This window comes from Shewanella sp. BJSY2023SW005 (assembly GCF_047314585.1).
Classification (GTDB): domain Bacteria; phylum Pseudomonadota; class Gammaproteobacteria; order Enterobacterales; family Shewanellaceae; genus Shewanella; species Shewanella algae.
The window spans coordinates 92,170-108,849 of record NZ_JBKORJ010000027.1; the positions used below are offsets into that span (position 1 = coordinate 92,170).

The window sequence follows — 16,680 nt, forward strand, 5'->3', positions numbered from 1 at the left end:
AACAGCTCGCATTTTGCAGCTGAAAAAACCTGATTTCCGACACCGGTAACCGTTTTGTCTGACAGAGACAAGGCTATTAGGCCTTCAACCCGGCCGCAGACATCAGCAGTCGCAACAGCGAAGAGACACTCAGCAAAGAAAGAACACTCAAGCACCAAAGCAGCAGCATCCAACAGCCTGGCCGGCTATCGAGCCAATTCTTAGCCGGGGCCAGCAGCCGGATGGCCCGGCCCCTCAAAACGTCAATGATAGGCTTCATCGGCGCTCACCTTGCCGCGGAACACATAATAGGTCCAGCAGGTATAAACCAGAATAATGGGGATAATAAACAGAGCCCCCACCAACATGAAGCCTTGGCTCTGGGGTGGTGCCGAAGCCTGCCAGATGCTGATACCCGGTGGAATAATATAGGGCCAGATGCTGATCCCAAGACCGCAGAACCCCAGTAACACCAAGAGCAGCGTCATCACAAAGGGCTGGTAAGTATCTTGCCTTTGCAGGCCCAGGTACAGATTCCATCCCAGTAGTGCCGTCAATAAAGGCACGGGTGAGAGGAAAATCAGGTTCGGCAGTGAAAACCAACGCTCGGCGATTTGGGGATGTGCCAAAGGCGTCCAGATACTGACCAGCACTATTGCCACCAGCAAGCCTATGAGCAAAGAGCGGCTCAGCAGAAACATCTGTTGCTGCAGATGCCCCTGAGTCTTCATGATCAGCCAACTGCTGCCAAGGAGTCCGTAAGCGACCACCAGCCCGACACCGCATAAAAGCGGGAAAGGCGCCAACCAATCGAGCTGCGAGCCGGCAAAGCTGCGATCTATGACAGGGAAACCGGATATCACGGCCCCCAGCACTACCCCCTGGAAGAAGGTCGCTGCCACAGAGCCGATGGCAAATGCCCTGTCCCAGGCTTTTCTGTGGCCTTCAAACGCCTTGAAGCGAAACTCAAACGCCAAGCCTCGAAAGATAAGCGCCACCAGCATAAAGGTCAGCGGAATCGCCAAGGCATCGATAATTACCGCATAAGCCAGCGGAAAGGCGCCGAACAGCGCAGCCCCGCCCAGCACCAGCCAGGTTTCATTGCCGTCCCACACAGGTGCCACTGAGTTCACCATGATATCTTTGTCATGCCTGTCTCCAACCAAGGGCAGCAGTATCCCCACTCCCAGGTCGAAACCATCCATGACTATGTACATCAAGGTGGCGAAAATAATAATCACAAACCAGATAACAGCCAGATCAATGCCCATACTCAGCTCTCCTTATGCAGCTCGTCGCTGTGAAACTGTGAAATTCGCCCGACCAACGCAGGGCTTTCGGATAAGACTTCCTCGACCTTGGGCCCCTGACGGATAAGATTGAGCAGATAGAGATACCCCAAACCAAACACCAGGCTGTAGACCACAAAGAACCCCAGCAGGCTCAGGCTCATATGCAGCTCGCCATGGGCAGAGACCGCATCCCGGGTGCGCATTACCCCATGAATGATCCAGGGTTGCCGCCCCACTTCCGTGGTTATCCACCCGGCCAACAGCGCTATGAGTCCCGATGGTCCCATGAACAGACTGAAGCGCAGAAACCAGCGGCTCTGGTACAGGCCACCACTGCGTCTGAGCCAAAGGCTGACGACACCGAGCAGCAGCATCAGCATGCCCAGTCCGACCATGACCCGAAATGACCAGAAGACGATAGGGACATTGGGCCTGTCTTCCACGGCAAACTCCTTCAGCGCTGGCACCTGGGCCTGGCTGTCGTGCATCAGGATCAAACTGGCCAGCGCCGGGATCTTGAGGGCATAGTCAGTGGTTTCTGTCTCCATATTGGGCCAGCCAAACAGGATCAGCGGTGTCGGCTCCCCCGAGCTGTTGTCCCAGTGCCCTTCCATGGCGGCGACTTTGGCCGGCTGATGCTCCAGGGTATTGAGCCCGTGAATATCCCCAAGCAAGGCCTGCAAAGGTGCACAGGCGAGGATCATCCACAACGCCATGGAGAACATCTTGCGCACCGCCGGGTTGTCGTTGCCTTTAAGCAAATGCCAGGCGCCCGATGCCGCCACCATCAAGGCGCAGCAGATAAAGGCGGCCACCGCCATATGCGAAAGACGCGGTATAAAGGAAGGGTTGAAGATGACAGCCAACCAGTCTGTCGGTACCACTTGGCCGGCTTCAATGACAAAGCCCTGGGGCGTGTGCATCCAACTGTTGGAGGCCAAGATCCAGAACATGGACATTATGGTGCCGAGGGCGACCATGCAGGTGGAGAAGAAGTGCAGCTGATCGCCGACTTTTTTCCAGCCAAACAACATCACCCCCAGAAATCCGGCTTCGAGGAAGAAGGCGGTCAACACTTCATAAGTCAGCAGAGGGCCGGTAATACTTCCGGCAAACTCGGAAAAGCCGCTCCAGTTAGTGCCAAACTGGTAAGCCATCACCAAGCCGGAAACCACCCCCATACCAAAGTTGACCGCAAATACCTTGGACCAAAAATGATACAGCTGCTTGTATACCGGATTACGCTTTTTGAGCCAAAGCCCTTCCAGTACCGCGAGATAACTTGCCAGGCCAATGGTGATGGCCGGGAAGATAATGTGAAAAGAAACCGTGAAGGCAAACTGTATGCGTGCCATTTCGAGTGCATCCAGTCCAAACATGAACCACCTCAAAGGGTCAATAAACCTGGCTGGCATCTTAAGGACTGAGACAAAACTATAATAGATACAGAAAATACGATTTTATATATAACAGATTGAATAATTGTTATGCTGGGCACGGGCAATAAAGCAGAGTAAACCATGGCCAAATATGAAACCCTGATCCAGCAATTGAGGCAGCAGATACAGAGCGGTGTCTGGCAGGTGGGTGACCGCTTACCTTCACTCAGGGAGCAGACTCAGCAGAGCCAGATGAGTTTGATGACAGTGATGCATGCCTATCAGGTGTTGGAAAGCCAGGGCTGGATAGTTTCCCGCCCCCGTTCAGGTTACTTTGTCGCCCCGAAAGTGGCTGCCCCCAAGCCCCAAGGTCTGCATCAGTCCAGTGCTGTGACCCGCGCCGAGTCGGTGGATATCAACGCCTTTATCTTTGAGGTGTTGCAGGCCAGTCGCGATCCGGGGATCACAGGGTTTGGCTCCGCCTATCCGGATCCCGGGCTGTCGCCCCACAAACAGTTGAACCGGGCCTTGATTTCAAGCGCCAAGACCCTGGATTCAGCCAGCGCTCTGGACAATCTGCCTCCCGGGAACCCGGCGCTCAGGCATATCATAGCCCAGCGCTACGCGGCGCAGGGAATGAGCATCTCCCCGGATGAAATAGTGATCACCGCGGGGGCACTGGAGGCATTGAACCTGAGCCTGCAGGCAGTCACCCGTCCCGGGGATTGGGTGGTGATAGAAAACCCCGCCTTCTACGGCGCCCTGCAGTCGCTGGAGCGCCTCGGCCTCAAGGCGCTCGCCATTCGCACCCATCCCCAGGAAGGGATAGATCTACAGTCTCTGGCCCAGGCGCTGCAAACTCACAGGGTCAAGGCCTGCTGGTTGATGACCAACTTTCAAAATCCCTTGGGCTGCAGTATGAGCGATGACAAGAAGCGTCGTTTGCTGACACTCTTGCAGGAACACGACTGCTTTTTGATTGAAGACGACGTCTACAGTGAACTCTATTTCGGCAAAGATAAGCCCCTGCCGGCCAAGGCCTTCGACCCGGACGACAGAACCCTGCACTGCGGCTCCTTCTCCAAATCTCTGGTGGGCGGTTTTCGCGTCGGTTGGGTGGCCGCCGGCAAGATGGCGCTCAGTATTCAAAAACTGCAATTGATGAGCACCCTGGCCACCAGCACCCCGGTGCAATTGGCACTGGCCCATTACCTGTCGACCCGCAGTTATGAGACCCACCTGCGACAATTGAGGCGCACCCTGGAGCAGCGAAAGTTTGCTACCTGGCAGGCATTGAAGAACCGCTTACCCGACAGTGTCAGAGTGCATTATGGCGATGGCGGCTATTTTCTCTGGGTAGAGTTACCCGAGGGGCGGGACACCACAGAGCTCTATCGCCAGGCACTCTCTCAAGGGATAAGCCTGGCGCCGGGACAGATGTTCTCGGCACACCGGGAGTTCAGCCACTGTTTTCGCATCAATGCCTCACTGCCTGGCGGGCCAAAGTTGGAGCAATCGATAGCCAGCCTGGCCAAGCTGATAAAAGGCGTTTTGTGATAGGTTCAACTGTCCAAGTCAGACTTCCACCGCCAAGCCGGCCGCCTTCCAGTCGGGGAAACCGGCATTGAGTCGCTTGGCATTAAAGCCCTGTGCCTGCAGCAAGGCCACCGCCTCATCCGATAGGGCGCAATAAGGGCCGCGGCAATAGGCCACTATCTCTGTGTGCTTGGGCAGACGTGCCAGTTCCGCTTCCAACAGCGGCAATGGCAGGTTGAGAGCCCCCGGCAGATGGCCGAGTAAAAACTCCTCTTCGGGACGCACATCCAGCAGCAATACATCACCACTTTCAAGCCGCGCCAACAACGCCTCCCGGGAAACCCCTTCACCGCTGCCCGGCTCCGGCTTATGGCGCGCCACCAGTTGATTAACCCGGGAACGCTGAAAATCGGCCAGCTGCGCCAGGCTCTGCAGCAGCACCAACAAGGGACCATCGGCCAGAGAATAGAGTACCTGTTTGCCTTCACGGCGACTGTCCACCATGCCAGCACGTTTCAGTTGCTGCAGGTGTTGGGAGCAGTTAGCCAGAGTCAGACCGCACTGCTGGGCCAAACGCTCGACCGGCCATTCCCCCTGCGCTATCTGCTCCAGCAGCCTTAACCTGTGGCCATGAGAGAGTACCTTGGCAATATCCGCCAGTTCCCGGTAGTGACTATCGAGCTGCTGCCCCTGTGTCTCGGTCAGATTGTCGCTTGACATTTTTTCTTCACCAAACAATCATTCAATTAATTTATTGAATGATAGATTATCATCATCCATCAGGGGCGACAACCGTCCAGCCCGGATGGACAAAATACAACAAGGAGTAAGATAGATGCAGGAATTTCCCTTTTGGCTCAATGCGCTGCTTTTAGGTGTCGGTGCAACTCTGGTAATGGATATTTGGGCCTTGGCGCAAAAAATGCTGTTGGGGATCCCCTCACTGAGCTATCCCATGGTCGGTCGCTGGATAGGTCATTTACCCAAGGGAAAACTGATCCACAGCCCTATCGGCGCCTCGGCTGCTATCAAGGGCGAAGCCTGGCTTGGCTGGGGAGCGCATTATCTGATAGGCATCATCTTTGCCGCCATCTTGCTGGCGATCTGCGGTTCGCAATGGCCGCAAGCACCGAAGATCATGCCGGCGCTGCTGCTTGGCATTATCAGTGTATTGGCGCCCTTTCTTATTCTGCAGCCGGGACTGGGTGCCGGCCTTGCGGCCAGACGTACCCCGGCGCCCTGGACAGCCAGAGGCAGAAGTCTGTTGGCCCATACGGTTTTTGGCCTTGGACTCTACCTGACGGCCCTGCTGCTATCTCTGCTTTAAACGCCGGAAACGGGACGTAAAAAAGCCCGCGAATGCGGGCTTTCAATACAGAGAACGGGATTACAGGTTGATCTGTGGGTCCAGTTCGCCGGTCTGATAACGCTTGTACATGGCCTGCAGAGACAGCGGCTTGATCTTGGAGCCCATACCGGCACAACCGAAGGCTTCGTAGCGCACGGTACAGATGTCGGCCATGGCTTCCATGGAGGCCTTGAGGAATTTGCGTGGATCAAACTCAGTTGGGTTTTCGGCCAGGAACTTACGTACCGCACCGGTAGATGCCAGACGCAAATCTGTGTCGATGTTAACCTTACGCACACCGTGCTTGATGCCTTCAACAATCTCTTCCAGCGGCACGCCGTAAGTTTCAGGGATCGCGCCACCATACTGGTTGATGATCTGCAGCCACTCCTGAGGTACAGAAGAAGATCCGTGCATGACCAGGTGAGTGTTGGGGATACGGGCGTGGATCTCTTTAATACGGTCGATACGCAGCACATCGCCGGTAGGCTTGCGGCTGAACTTGTAAGCACCGTGGCTGGTACCTATGGCGATGGCCAGGGCATCCACATGAGTGTCGGCCACGAAGCGGGCGGCTTCTTCTGGGCTGGTCAGCATCTGCTCGTGGCTCAGAGTACCTTCGGCGCCGATGCCGTCTTCTTCACCGGCCATACCGGTTTCCAGGCTACCCAGACAACCGATTTCACCTTCAACAGAAACACCACAGGCGTGGGCGAACGCCACTGTCTTGCGGGTAACATCGACGTTGTACTCATAAGAGGCAGGAGTCTTGCCATCAGACATCAAGGAGCCGTCCATCATCACAGAGCTCATGCCGAGCTGGATGGAACGCTGACACACGTCAGGGTGGGTACCGTGATCCTGGTGAATACACACAGGGATATCCGGATACTGCTCGAGGGCCGCAGCCATCAGATACTTGAGGAATTGAGGACGGGCATACTTACGGGCACCGGCTGAAGCCTGCACAATCACAGGGCTGTCAGTGGCTTCGGCGGCCTGCATGATGGCACGCATCTGCTCCAGGTTGTTGACGTTGAACGCCGGGACACCGTATCCATGTTCGGCGGCGTGGTCCAGCATTTGGCGTAGGGAAATAAGGGCCATTTTTTACTCCAGTAATAGGGTGAATTGCTTCACCGAGGTCGCTATCGCTTGGATTTAACTTGATGCTCCCGGCAAAGCCGGGAGCGGTTTCTTTATAATTCTTTTGACTTTGCTCAGTTACCGCGGGCCTTGAGCATGGCCACAGCCGGTAACTCTTTACCTTCGAGGAACTCGAGGAAGGCGCCGCCACCGGTAGAGATGTATGACACCTTGTCGGCAATGCCGTATTTGTCCACGGCGGCCAGAGTATCACCGCCACCTGCGATGGAGAAGGCCGGTGACTCGGCGATCGCCTGGGCGATACGCTTGGTACCTTCGCCAAACTGGTCGAACTCAAACACCCCAACCGGGCCGTTCCAGACTATGGTACCGGCTTGTTGCAGGATAGCTGCCAGGGCTTCGGCGCTGTCCGGGCCTATGTCGAAGATCATCTCATCGTCGGCAACCTCGGCCACTGGCTTCAAGGTAGCCACGGCTGCTGGGCTGAACTCCTTGCCAACCACCACATCGGTAGGCACAGGGATATCGCCGCCACGGCTCTGGGCATTGGCCACCAGGCGCTTGGCTTCATCGATAAGGTCGGCTTCATAGAGCGACTTGCCCACAGGATGGCCTGCGGCGGCAATAAAGGTGTTGGCGATACCACCACCCACTACCAGTTGATCCACTATGCCAGACAGAGATTCAAGCACTGTCAGCTTGGTCGACACTTTGGAGCCACCGACAATCGCCACCAAGGGACGCGCCGGGTTATCCATCGCCTTACCCAGGGCATCCAGCTCAGCCGCCAGCAATGGGCCGGCGCAGGCTATCGGGGCAAACATGCCGACACCATGAGTCGAGGCCTGGGCGCGGTGAGCGGTACCGAAGGCATCCATCACATAGACATCACACAGGGCCGCCAGCTGCTTGGAAAGCGCCTCGTCGTTTTTCTTCTCACCCTTGTTGAAGCGGACGTTTTCAAACACCACCACTTCGCCTTGAGCAACTTCGACGCCTTCCAGATAGTCTTTTTCCAGACGCACCGGACAGTCCAGCGCCTTGGCCAGATAGTCCACCACAGGCTTGAGGGAAAACTCCTCATTGTATTCGCCTTCGGTTGGTCGTCCCAGGTGGGACATCACCATCACGGCAGCCCCTTTTTCCAGTGCCAACTTGATGGTGGGCAGCGAAGCCCGCAGACGCGCATCGCTGGTGACTACACCATCGGCCACCGGCACGTTGAGATCTTCACGGATCAGCACGCGCTTACCCTGAAGATCCAGCTCTGACATCTTGATAATTGCCATTTTTACGCTTCCTTCTTAATCAAAAACAAATCTGTTTCACTAAGGGCGGCAGCTTCCCTGCCCCCTGGAATAATCTGTTGCAGTCTCTCAGGCGCTGCGGGCCTTGATCATCGCCAATGCCGTATCCAACATGCGGTTGGCAAAGCCCCATTCGTTGTCGCACCAAAGCAACAGCTTCACCAGTTGGCCATCACTGACCCGGGTCTGGGTACCATCGACCACGCTGGAGCGCGGATCATGATTAAAATCGCATGATACCAGAGGCTCATCAGTATAGCCCAGAATCCCCTCGAGACGGCCATGGGTCGCCTGTTCCAGTACCTGGTTTACCTTGGCAATATCCACTCTGTCGTTGAGGGTCACAGACACATCTATGGCGGTGACATTAATAGTGGGCACCCGCACTGAAATGGCCTCAAACTTATCCTTCATCTGCGGCAGGATACGCTCTATGCCGCGGGCCAGCTTAGTATCGACCGGAATAATCGATTGTCCGGCAGCGCGGGTACGACGCAGATCGTCGTGATAGGCATCTATCACCTGTTGATCATTCATCGCCGAGTGGATAGTGGTAATAGCGCCGCTCTTGACTCCGAAGTGCCGGTCCAGCACATCGATGACTGGGACAATACAGTTGGTGGTACAGGATGCGTTGGACACCACAGTGTGCTCGGCGGCCAATAGTTCCTGGTTGACACCAAAGACTATGGTGGCGTCAACATCCGCCGAAGAGGGGTGACTTATCAATACCTGGCGGGCACCGGCCTGAAGATGAGCCTCGCAGCTCTGCCTATCAGACAGGGCGCCGGTGGCTTCGAACACCAAGTCGATATCCAGCTCGCCCCAAGGCAGTTTGTCTGCCTCCGGCTCGGCCAACAGTCTGATGCTGTCATCCCCCAGTTGCATCATGCCGTCTGCAAGGCTCGCGCGGCTATGGAAGCGACCATGGGTAGTGTCATAGTTGGTGAGGTGAACTATGGCCTCGGGCTTGGCCAGTTCATTGATGGCAACGATCTGAATTTGCTGCCTTTTACCCGACTCGTATAAGGCACGGAGAATTGAACGGCCGATGCGGCCATAACCATTGATTGCGACTCTGATCATGGAGATCCTGTTCCTCTAATGAGGGATGCTGATTGGGTAGCGGCCTGCCTTCCCGACAGGCCGTTGCACTTCCTGTGCGGCATTCCATTACCTGGTTGCCGCACAGTCATTTCCAATCAGGCAGGCGCGGCTCAGGCGAGCAGAGCCTTACCGGCTTCAACTACTTTATCGACAGTGAAACCGAACATCTCAAACAACTGATTGGCAGGCGCTGACTCACCGAAAGTCGTCATGCCAATAATGCGGCCATTCAGGCCGACATACTTATACCAGTAATCGGCAATGCCCGCTTCCACGGCCAGTCGTTTTGTGACATTGGCTGGCAGTACGGCTTCTTTATAAGCCGCGTCCTGCTGGTCAAATACGTCGGTAGATGGCATGGAAACCACACGCACCTTGGCGCCAGTAGCAGCCAGCTCAGCCTGTGCCTTAACCGCCAACTCGACTTCGCTGCCGGTGGCAATGATGATCAGCTCAGGCGCGCCTTCGCAATCCACCAGCACATAACCGCCCTTGGCCACATCGCTCAGTTGCTCGGCGCTGCGTGGCATCTGGGTCAGGTTCTGACGCGAGAAGATAAGTGAAGTTGGACCGTCTTTGCGCTCTATGGCGTACTTCCAGGCGATGGCAGATTCTACCTGGTCACATGGGCGCCAGGTGCTCATGTTAGGAGTCATACGCAAAGAGGCAATCTGCTCAACCGGTTGGTGAGTCGGGCCGTCTTCACCCAGACCGATGGAATCGTGGGTATAGACCTGAATGTTCTGCACCTTCATCAGCGCAGCCATCCGCATGGCGTTACGGGCGTATTCCATAAACATCAGGAAGGTGGCGCCGTAAGGCACAAACCCGCCGTGCAGGGCAATACCGTTGATGATGGCGGTCATACCAAACTCACGCACACCATAGTGCAGGTAGTTGCCGCTGGCATCTTCGGCCGAAATAGACTTGGAACCTGAGTACATGGTCAGGTTGGAAGGTGCCAGATCGGCACTGCCCCCTAAGAATTCAGGCAACATTTTACCGAAGGCTTCCAGCGCATTTTGCGAGGCCTTGCGGGAAGCGATATTGGCAGGATTGGCCTGCAGCTGCTCTATGTAGGCTTTGGCATCGGCGTCAAAGTTGGCAGGCAGTTCACCGTTGAGGCGACGCTTGAGCTCGGCGGCCAGCGCAGGGTGAGCGGCTTCATAGGCGGCGAACTTGTCGTTCCAGCTACTTTCGGCGGCCTTACCGGTTTCCTTGGCATCCCAGGCAGCATAGATTTCAGATGGGATCACAAATGGATCGTGCTTCCAGCCCAGGAATTCACGGGCGGCGGCAATTTCGGCATCACCCAGCGGCGCACCATGGCAATCGTGAGAACCGGACTTGTTGGGAGAACCGTAACCTATGACGGTCTTGCAGCAGATCAGCGATGGACGTGGATCGGCCTTAGCGGCTTCGATGGCGGCGTTGATAGCTTGTGGGTCGTGACCGTCGACACCGGCAACCACGTGCCAGCCGTAGGCTTCAAAGCGCTTAGGAGTATCATCGCTGAACCAGCCTTCAACATGACCGTCGATGGAGATACCGTTGTCATCCCAGAAGGCGATCAGTTTGCCAAGACCCAGAGTACCAGCCAGTGAGCAGGCCTCATGGGAGATACCTTCCATCAGACAGCCGTCACCCATGAAGACATAAGTGTGGTGATCGACAACATCGTGACCTTCGCGGTTAAACTGAGCCGCCAGAGTCTTTTCTGCAATCGCCATCCCCACGGCATTGGTGATGCCTTGGCCCAGAGGCCCTGTGGTGGTTTCGATGCCGGGGGCATAACCATATTCAGGGTGACCCGGAGTACGAGAGTGCAGCTGACGGAACTGCTTGAGATCGTCAATGCCCAGATCATAACCGCTCAGATGCAGCAGTGAGTAATGCAGCATGGACCCATGGCCGTTTGACAGCACAAAGCGGTCGCGGTCGGCCCATTGAGGGTTCACAGGGTTGTGCTTGAGGTGATCCCGCCACAGGACTTCGGCAATATCAGCCATCCCCATGGGAGCCCCAGGGTGGCCGGAATTGGCCTTTTGGACTGCGTCCATACTTAAAACACGGATAGCGTTAGCGAGTTCTTTACGGGAAGACATGCTCTCTCCTGCTTATTTCTTAGAGGTCTTGGGCAAAATGGAGTCATATTTTCCCCCACCGGGCAGAAGGACGCAAATAAAATTCGCCCTCTCGGGTCGTCATTGATATCGACAAGCTCACCTGGCGCCTACACTTACACAACAAAGACAAAACCCCCGCCCAACAAAGTGGTCGGTAATCAGGCTCAAAAACAACTTTCACTTCAGGCATGGGATCTATATCGCAGACAAAAAACACTGAAACCGCGACAAATTTAACCTTCATATTTCAGCAAAATAGCTGAAAACAGTGAAAAAAGGTTTTAGTTGTTCACGCCCATTCCTGCGTCTTGGCGCACAAATATTTGCGACAAGGGGTGTTATCCAGGTTGAATTCAACTAAAATGGCCGTCTAGATGTAGATGCTTCTACACGTTTGAATTCCAAAGACGAGATTTTCCGAATTATGGCAAAACACTTGTTTACCTCTGAGTCGGTCTCAGAAGGACATCCAGATAAAATCGCCGATCAGATTTCTGATGCGGTACTCGACGCGATTCTGGCTCAGGATCCCAAGGCCCGTGTAGCCTGTGAAACCTTGGTCAAGACAGGCATGGTACTGGTGGCCGGTGAAGTCACCACCTCAGCCTGGGTTGATATTGAAGAGCTGACCCGTAAAACCGTTCGCGATATTGGTTATACCCACTCAGATATGGGTTTTGATGCCGACAGCTGTGCGGTACTGAACGCCATCGGCAAGCAGTCCCCCGATATCAATCAGGGTGTAGACCGCGCCGATCCCAAAGAACAGGGTGCCGGTGACCAGGGTCTGATGTTTGGTTACGCCAGCAATGAGACTGACGTGCTGATGCCGGCTCCTATCACTTACGCTCACCAGTTGGTTAAGCGCCAGTCAGAAGTACGCAAGAGCGGCGCTCTGCCTTGGCTGCGTCCCGATGCCAAGTCTCAGGTGACTTTCGCCTACGAAGACAACAAGATTGTCGGTATCGATGCCGTGGTACTTTCTACCCAGCATTGCGACAGCGTCAGTCAGGCGGATCTGGTGGAAGGCGTGATGGAAACCATCATCAAGCCGGTACTGCCTGCCCAGTGGCTGAACAAGGACACCAAGTACTTCATCAACCCAACCGGCCGTTTCGTTATCGGTGGCCCTATGGGTGACTGTGGTTTGACCGGTCGCAAGATCATCGTTGATACCTACGGCGGCATGGCCCGTCACGGTGGTGGCGCCTTCTCAGGTAAAGACCCATCCAAGGTTGACCGTAGCGCCGCTTACGCTGCCCGTTACGTTGCCAAGAACATAGTGGCTGCCGGTCTGGCGGATCGCTGTGAAATCCAGGTGTCTTACGCCATTGGTGTGGCCGAACCGACCTCCATCAGTGTGGAAACCTTCGGTACCGGCAAAGTCTCGCAAGAATTGCTTATCCAGTTGGTACGTCAGCACTTCGATCTTCGCCCATACGGCCTGACCGAGATGCTGGATCTGGCGCGTCCCATCTATCAAGGCACCGCCGCTTACGGTCACTTCGGCCGTGATGAGTTCCCATGGGAGCAAACCAACAAGGCTGAAGCCCTGCGCGCCGACGCAGGTCTGTAATAGACTCAGCTTGCAAAAAAACCGCCTCAGGGCGGTTTTTTTATATCTGCCGGGCTGACACTCAGTAGCAGTGATCGAAATGAGCCGTTTCCATACAGAGGTAACTCAACTGCTCGGCCGATAGCGGCGTGATATCCAACACTTTCATTGGAGTGAATTCGGTATCGGTCAACAGACGGATCTGCACCTGATAACTGTTGCTGCGCCCACAGTCGAAACAGACGCCCAAGGCTTGCAGCAGATAATGCGGCTTGCCATCGATTTGGGCTTCAAAGGCCTTTGCCTGTTCGCCCTGCAGCGTCAAGACAGACACCAGGTATCTGACATTATCCCAGGCAGATAACCTTCGCGACTCACAGGCTTGCAGTAGGGTTTCTGGCGTGTTTTGCATCTTGCTCTCCCGCGTCAAAGCGGCTGTTAGCCCAGCAGCAGATAAAAATCCCGGCCGCAAAGGGTGACAAAGTCCAGGGTGCGCATGCGGCCATCCCTGCTATGGGCTCGTATAGACGCCTCGTTGTCCTCGGCGATCAGTGCCAGCCAAGGCGCACTGATGTTGGCTCTGGCGGCGCCGTAAAGCTTATCAAACACGCCCTTGCCACGATAATCAGGATGCACCCAAACCGGGCCGTAATGCAGAGTTTGCTGCCAGTTCAGCCCCAGGTCAAAGCGATTCTGGGTCAGTTGCCGACAGAGGGCCTGACACAAAGGCGAATGCTTGAGTTTATCCCAACTGCCGGTTATCAGATAACCGACTACCTTAGTCGCGTCCAACGCCAACCACACATGACCGGCGGCCACCAGAGGTTCAAGCTCCTTGGCCGAAAAGCCCTGCCCTTGCATGCCCCGTGTACGCTCTCTGGCACTCAACTCATCCTGGCCGAAGCGCTGCTCCAGGCTGGCAATCGTCTCAACATCGGCCGCCTCAGCCTGGCGGTATTGCATGGTTTCTGGCATCAAAAAGGCTCAGCAATAAAAGAAGCCGCATTATAGCCAAAGCCTGTTGCAGCCGCACTCGATTTGCGAAATTCCCATACTGCTTCCACACTTAAAGTTGAACTTAAGCCACTCGACTCAGGAAGAGATATGCTCCCGGATACCATAGACCCAGGCAAGAGCCTATTGGAAAATGAAAGCCACAGACTCAACCTTATTCGCTGGATGCATCAATGTGAGCTAATGAAACGTTACTACCAGGCCGACAAAGTCTTTGTGCTGCAAAAGACAGATCAGGGATTCGAAGTCATTGTCAGCGCCGCCGATGCCAGCCACAGGTTCCCGCCCGGCAAGGTATTCTCTGCCGATGAAAGTGTATTCCAGCGTATGGTCGATAGCCCACCCGAGGGCGTCAATCTGGATCTCACCCGCTCCACCAATGATGACAACCCAAAAGAGTTCAGCAATGTCCTGGGGATTCTATCCCGGCCAGTGCTCTGGCCCGACGGCTCGGTATTCGGTTGCCTGTGTGTCATCAATGCCCATGCCAACGAACAACAACACATCAGCCCTTATATGCTGGAGCCGTTCCAAATTCTGCTGCAGCAAGACTTGGCGCTCTTATGCCAGAGTCACAGAATTGAGTCGCTGTCCATGCGCGACCGGGAAACCGGCATGCTCAACCACTACGGCTTTATCATGATGGCACCCAGGCAGCTCAATCTCGGCCGCCGCTTCGGTGCCCATTCAGGCATTATTTTTTTCGAGTTGATACCCGGGATGAATATGGATGCCGAAACGCTGGCACGTCACCATAGAGAACTCGGCAACCTGATCCTCAATACCATAAGAACCGCAGATATCGCTGCCCACTATAACGACAGCCAATATGTCCTGCTGGTGTTTGTCGATCTGGAGCGGGATCTGGAGCATATCATCAAACGCCTTGAGCGGCAGATGAACCAGTTTTCGGCCCCATTACAACTGGACTCCAGCAGTTGCTTTTTCAGCCCTGACTCTGCCGCCAAGCTGGCGCCTATGCTGGAAAGTGCCAGGGCTGGACTCAAGTCATCCAAACAGCAAAAGAAAGAAGCATGAGCCCCTTGATTCAAAGCACAGAAGAGACGTTAAAAAGACCCAGATCCAATAACCGAATTTTTTCATTTTATTAACGCACGCAGTTGGGTATTCTGAGGCAATCCTTGCCATCACAAATACTATAACTATATGCATGCGCAACTGACGGAAAGAACCAGCAGCTTAAGAGACCATCCCAACGACCCTTTGCAGCTCGACCATTGGCAGAGTCGCTTGGTTACTGTCAGAGAGATGTTTCACGCCCAAACTGTGCTGTTACTGCAACATATGCCAGATACCAAGCTGCAGGTCCTGAGCCACAGCCCGGCGGCTGAAATCCCAACTGAATTTGAAGGTATCGCCTCCCTGCTGCAACACTTTGCAGCTAACCCGGCGGAGACCATCAAGTACCCACTTCATTGGTCCGATGGCAAGCTGTTTGGCGAATTACTGATCCTCAATGGCAAACCCAAGGTGGCATTAGAGCAGTTGCAGTCTTTGCTCGAGCCTATGCTGGCGCTGCTCAAGGCCGAGCTTGGACAGTTGCAACTGATGGAGCAGCTGGAGTCTCTATCTCTGCAGGATGAACTCACCTGTATGCTCAACCCCAGAGGCTTTAATCTGTTGGCGCCGAGGCAACTGAGCCTCAGTCGCCGTTTGGGCTCCCATGCCGGGCTTATGTTGCTGGAAGGCAAGGAGCTGGATTCAAACCGCATTGGCGGACTGCAGCAGGATCAATCCCTGAAAATGTTGGCAAGGGTGATACTGGAGAACATGCGCGAAGCCGACATATGTGCCCGATTGAATCACAACCAGTTCATTATTCTGGCATTTGTGGACAGCCAGGCGCACCTGGATATCCTCGCCAGTCGCCTGAAAAAGCAGGTCAGCCGCAGTGATTGTGGCCTGCAGTTATTGGTGGGGCAAAGCTTCTTTGCACCGGACTCCCACTTCGAACTCTCACCCATGTTGGAACAGGCAGAGCAAGATCTGCTGCAATATAAAACTTAACGCCAATCCGGGATAAGCCGCTTATGTTGAGTAAACCAAGCTGCGAACTTGGGCGATTATTGCGGTTTTTGATCCTGAGCCTTGGCCCATTGGATAAAAATAACTACAGGATAAGGGGACATGAATACCAACCCCAAGCCTATCAGTGAGGCAATGGTCAACATTCCGCTGACCTCAAGTGCCATATCGGTCAACATGTAAAGCCCAATGCCGCCAAGCAGCATTAACACACCTATCCAATGTAACAATTTCAGAAGGCCTATCACTGAGTTAGCCCTGGATATCACCCTTCTCCCCCTTTTTAATCCGCGCTATTCTTGTCACACTATAGAGGCTTAATAGACTAATGGAAAAATGACCATGATTAAGAAAACCTTCGTAGCCGCTGCGCTGCTATTTGGTCTGGCTGCATGCCAAACCACCCCGGATACCCAAGGTCAGTATCTGCCACTGGAAGGCAGCTGGCATGTAGAAAGCATTATGGGACAACCCACTATAGATTACAGCCCTGCCCAATTGGTTTTTACCAATGACGGCAAACTGTCCGGCAACAATAGCTGCAATAACTTCTTCGGAACCTATTCCCAGGAAGGTCAGAAGCTGAAACTCTCCCCGGCCGGCAGCACAATGAAAGCCTGTGTCGATGCCCTGATGGCCCAGGAGCAATTGGTGATGCAAGCTTTGCCTCAGGTAACCCAAGGTGAAGTCAGCAATGGCAAACTCTTGCTCAAAAGCGATGACGGCAAGGTGTTACTGCAACTCAGCAGCCTCTGAGTTCTGCCTCAAGTCATAAAAAAACCGCCCTCCGGCTAATGCCGATCAGTTAAGACAGATCGCTTGACGATCTCACTGAAAGGATCAAAATCCGATGACCCCATGTCATCGGATTTTTTTATGCAACT

Annotated in this window: 17 protein-coding genes; 6 read left to right on the plus strand and 11 right to left on the minus strand. The window is 54.6% G+C overall.

Features of this window, described 5'->3' with window-relative positions; genetic code table 11:
* Positions 1–76: 76 nt before the first annotated feature.
* From ACMHXI_RS08745 to ACMHXI_RS08755, 3 genes are read right to left on the minus strand one after another with little or no spacing between them, the layout of a single operon-like run.
* A complete protein-coding gene (locus tag ACMHXI_RS08745) occupies positions 77–259 on the minus strand; it encodes a DUF2474 family protein (protein WP_025010024.1) in 183 nt (60 codons plus the stop codon).
* The gene (gene cydB, locus ACMHXI_RS08750; RefSeq protein WP_025010023.1) at positions 243–1,250 is read right to left on the minus strand and encodes a cytochrome d ubiquinol oxidase subunit II; all 1,008 of its coding nucleotides are present in this window, start codon (positions 1,248–1,250) and stop codon (positions 243–245) included. Before cydB ends, ACMHXI_RS08745 begins: the two co-directional genes overlap by 17 nt.
* Before the next feature lie 2 nt (positions 1,251–1,252).
* Complete coding sequence (locus ACMHXI_RS08755) at positions 1,253–2,650, minus strand: cytochrome ubiquinol oxidase subunit I (protein ID WP_025010022.1); 1,398 nt, start codon at positions 2,648–2,650, stop codon at positions 1,253–1,255.
* A gap of 141 nt (positions 2,651–2,791) precedes the next feature.
* On the opposite strand from ACMHXI_RS08755, the gene ACMHXI_RS08760 reads away from it, so the two are divergent.
* The gene (locus ACMHXI_RS08760; RefSeq protein WP_144132743.1) at positions 2,792–4,207 is read left to right on the plus strand and encodes a PLP-dependent aminotransferase family protein; all 1,416 of its coding nucleotides are present in this window, start codon (positions 2,792–2,794) and stop codon (positions 4,205–4,207) included.
* An 18-nt stretch (positions 4,208–4,225) separates the two neighbouring features.
* Here ACMHXI_RS08760 and ACMHXI_RS08765 read toward each other — a convergent pair whose 3' ends face one another.
* Entirely contained in the window at positions 4,226–4,906 is a 681-nt protein-coding gene (locus tag ACMHXI_RS08765) for an ArsR/SmtB family transcription factor (protein WP_045283702.1), read from the minus strand.
* A 115-nt stretch (positions 4,907–5,021) separates the two neighbouring features.
* Between ACMHXI_RS08765 and ACMHXI_RS08770 the strand changes: the two genes are divergently transcribed.
* Complete coding sequence (locus tag ACMHXI_RS08770; RefSeq protein WP_144132741.1) at positions 5,022–5,513, plus strand: DUF2938 domain-containing protein; 492 nt, start codon at positions 5,022–5,024, stop codon at positions 5,511–5,513.
* Between the two features lie 60 nt (positions 5,514–5,573).
* On the opposite strand, the gene fba is transcribed toward ACMHXI_RS08770, so the two are convergent.
* The 4 genes from fba to tkt form a co-directional block, all read right to left on the minus strand.
* Positions 5,574–6,641, minus strand: a complete 1,068-nt coding sequence (gene fba / locus ACMHXI_RS08775; protein ID WP_100142193.1) for a class II fructose-bisphosphate aldolase — start codon at positions 6,639–6,641, stop codon at positions 5,574–5,576.
* 113 nt (positions 6,642–6,754) lie between these two features.
* Entirely contained in the window at positions 6,755–7,930 is a 1,176-nt protein-coding gene (locus ACMHXI_RS08780) for a phosphoglycerate kinase (RefSeq protein WP_224866138.1), read from the minus strand.
* A gap of 87 nt (positions 7,931–8,017) precedes the next feature.
* Positions 8,018–9,034, minus strand: coding sequence for an erythrose-4-phosphate dehydrogenase (gene epd, locus ACMHXI_RS08785; RefSeq protein ID WP_144217896.1), 1,017 nt, complete (start codon positions 9,032–9,034; stop codon positions 8,018–8,020).
* 131 nt (positions 9,035–9,165) lie between these two features.
* On the minus strand, positions 9,166–11,160 hold the full coding sequence (tkt, locus tag ACMHXI_RS08790) for a transketolase (protein WP_413734690.1): 1,995 nt from the start codon (positions 11,158–11,160) through the stop codon (positions 9,166–9,168).
* Between the two features lie 445 nt (positions 11,161–11,605).
* Between tkt and metK the strand changes: the two genes are divergently transcribed.
* Positions 11,606–12,757: a methionine adenosyltransferase gene (gene metK, locus ACMHXI_RS08795; protein ID WP_100142196.1), complete on the plus strand. Its 1,152-nt coding sequence runs from the start codon at positions 11,606–11,608 to the stop codon at positions 12,755–12,757.
* A gap of 61 nt (positions 12,758–12,818) precedes the next feature.
* Here metK and ACMHXI_RS08800 read toward each other — a convergent pair whose 3' ends face one another.
* Together ACMHXI_RS08800 and ACMHXI_RS08805 are read right to left on the minus strand one after the other, a co-directional pair.
* A complete protein-coding gene (locus tag ACMHXI_RS08800) occupies positions 12,819–13,148 on the minus strand; it encodes a hypothetical protein (protein WP_144220844.1) in 330 nt (109 codons plus the stop codon).
* 26 nt (positions 13,149–13,174) lie between these two features.
* Positions 13,175–13,711, minus strand: coding sequence for a GNAT family N-acetyltransferase (locus tag ACMHXI_RS08805; protein WP_144220845.1), 537 nt, complete (start codon positions 13,709–13,711; stop codon positions 13,175–13,177).
* Positions 13,712–13,840: 129 nt separating this feature from the next.
* On the opposite strand from ACMHXI_RS08805, the gene ACMHXI_RS08810 reads away from it, so the two are divergent.
* Positions 13,841–14,788 (plus strand): deoxycytidine triphosphate deaminase, encoded by a 948-nt coding sequence (locus tag ACMHXI_RS08810; RefSeq protein ID WP_025886940.1) that lies wholly within the window; start codon positions 13,841–13,843, stop codon positions 14,786–14,788.
* Positions 14,789–14,917: 129 nt separating this feature from the next.
* A complete protein-coding gene (locus ACMHXI_RS08815; protein ID WP_208155777.1) occupies positions 14,918–15,778 on the plus strand; it encodes a GGDEF domain-containing protein in 861 nt (286 codons plus the stop codon).
* Between the two features lie 56 nt (positions 15,779–15,834).
* On the opposite strand, the gene ACMHXI_RS08820 is transcribed toward ACMHXI_RS08815, so the two are convergent.
* The gene (locus tag ACMHXI_RS08820; RefSeq protein WP_234520348.1) at positions 15,835–16,044 is read right to left on the minus strand and encodes a hypothetical protein; all 210 of its coding nucleotides are present in this window, start codon (positions 16,042–16,044) and stop codon (positions 15,835–15,837) included.
* A gap of 94 nt (positions 16,045–16,138) precedes the next feature.
* Between ACMHXI_RS08820 and ACMHXI_RS08825 the strand changes: the two genes are divergently transcribed.
* Complete coding sequence (locus ACMHXI_RS08825) at positions 16,139–16,552, plus strand: META domain-containing protein (protein WP_025886935.1); 414 nt, start codon at positions 16,139–16,141, stop codon at positions 16,550–16,552.
* The last annotated feature ends 128 nt before the right edge of the window (positions 16,553–16,680 follow it).

Coding starts and splice junctions, on each gene's coding strand:
- ACMHXI_RS08755 (WP_025010022.1), bottom strand. CDS start 2,650: ATGTTTGGACTGGATGCACTCGAAATGGCACGCATACAGTTTGCCTTC.
- ACMHXI_RS08780 (WP_224866138.1), bottom strand. CDS start 7,930: ATGGCAATTATCAAGATGTCAGAGCTGGATCTTCAGGGTAAGCGCGTG.
- metK (WP_100142196.1), top strand. CDS start 11,606: ATGGCAAAACACTTGTTTACCTCTGAGTCGGTCTCAGAAGGACATCCA.
- tkt (WP_413734690.1), bottom strand. CDS start 11,160: ATGTCTTCCCGTAAAGAACTCGCTAACGCTATCCGTGTTTTAAGTATG.
- ACMHXI_RS08810 (WP_025886940.1), top strand. CDS start 13,841: ATGCTCCCGGATACCATAGACCCAGGCAAGAGCCTATTGGAAAATGAA.
- ACMHXI_RS08825 (WP_025886935.1), top strand. CDS start 16,139: ATGATTAAGAAAACCTTCGTAGCCGCTGCGCTGCTATTTGGTCTGGCT.
- ACMHXI_RS08745 (WP_025010024.1), bottom strand. CDS start 259: ATGAAGCCTATCATTGACGTTTTGAGGGGCCGGGCCATCCGGCTGCTG.
- ACMHXI_RS08765 (WP_045283702.1), bottom strand. CDS start 4,906: ATGTCAAGCGACAATCTGACCGAGACACAGGGGCAGCAGCTCGATAGT.
- ACMHXI_RS08800 (WP_144220844.1), bottom strand. CDS start 13,148: ATGCAAAACACGCCAGAAACCCTACTGCAAGCCTGTGAGTCGCGAAGG.
- ACMHXI_RS08805 (WP_144220845.1), bottom strand. CDS start 13,711: ATGCCAGAAACCATGCAATACCGCCAGGCTGAGGCGGCCGATGTTGAG.
- ACMHXI_RS08770 (WP_144132741.1), top strand. CDS start 5,022: ATGCAGGAATTTCCCTTTTGGCTCAATGCGCTGCTTTTAGGTGTCGGT.
- ACMHXI_RS08815 (WP_208155777.1), top strand. CDS start 14,918: ATGCATGCGCAACTGACGGAAAGAACCAGCAGCTTAAGAGACCATCCC.
- ACMHXI_RS08760 (WP_144132743.1), top strand. CDS start 2,792: ATGGCCAAATATGAAACCCTGATCCAGCAATTGAGGCAGCAGATACAG.
- epd (WP_144217896.1), bottom strand. CDS start 9,034: ATGATCAGAGTCGCAATCAATGGTTATGGCCGCATCGGCCGTTCAATT.
- cydB (WP_025010023.1), bottom strand. CDS start 1,250: ATGGGCATTGATCTGGCTGTTATCTGGTTTGTGATTATTATTTTCGCC.
- fba (WP_100142193.1), bottom strand. CDS start 6,641: ATGGCCCTTATTTCCCTACGCCAAATGCTGGACCACGCCGCCGAACAT.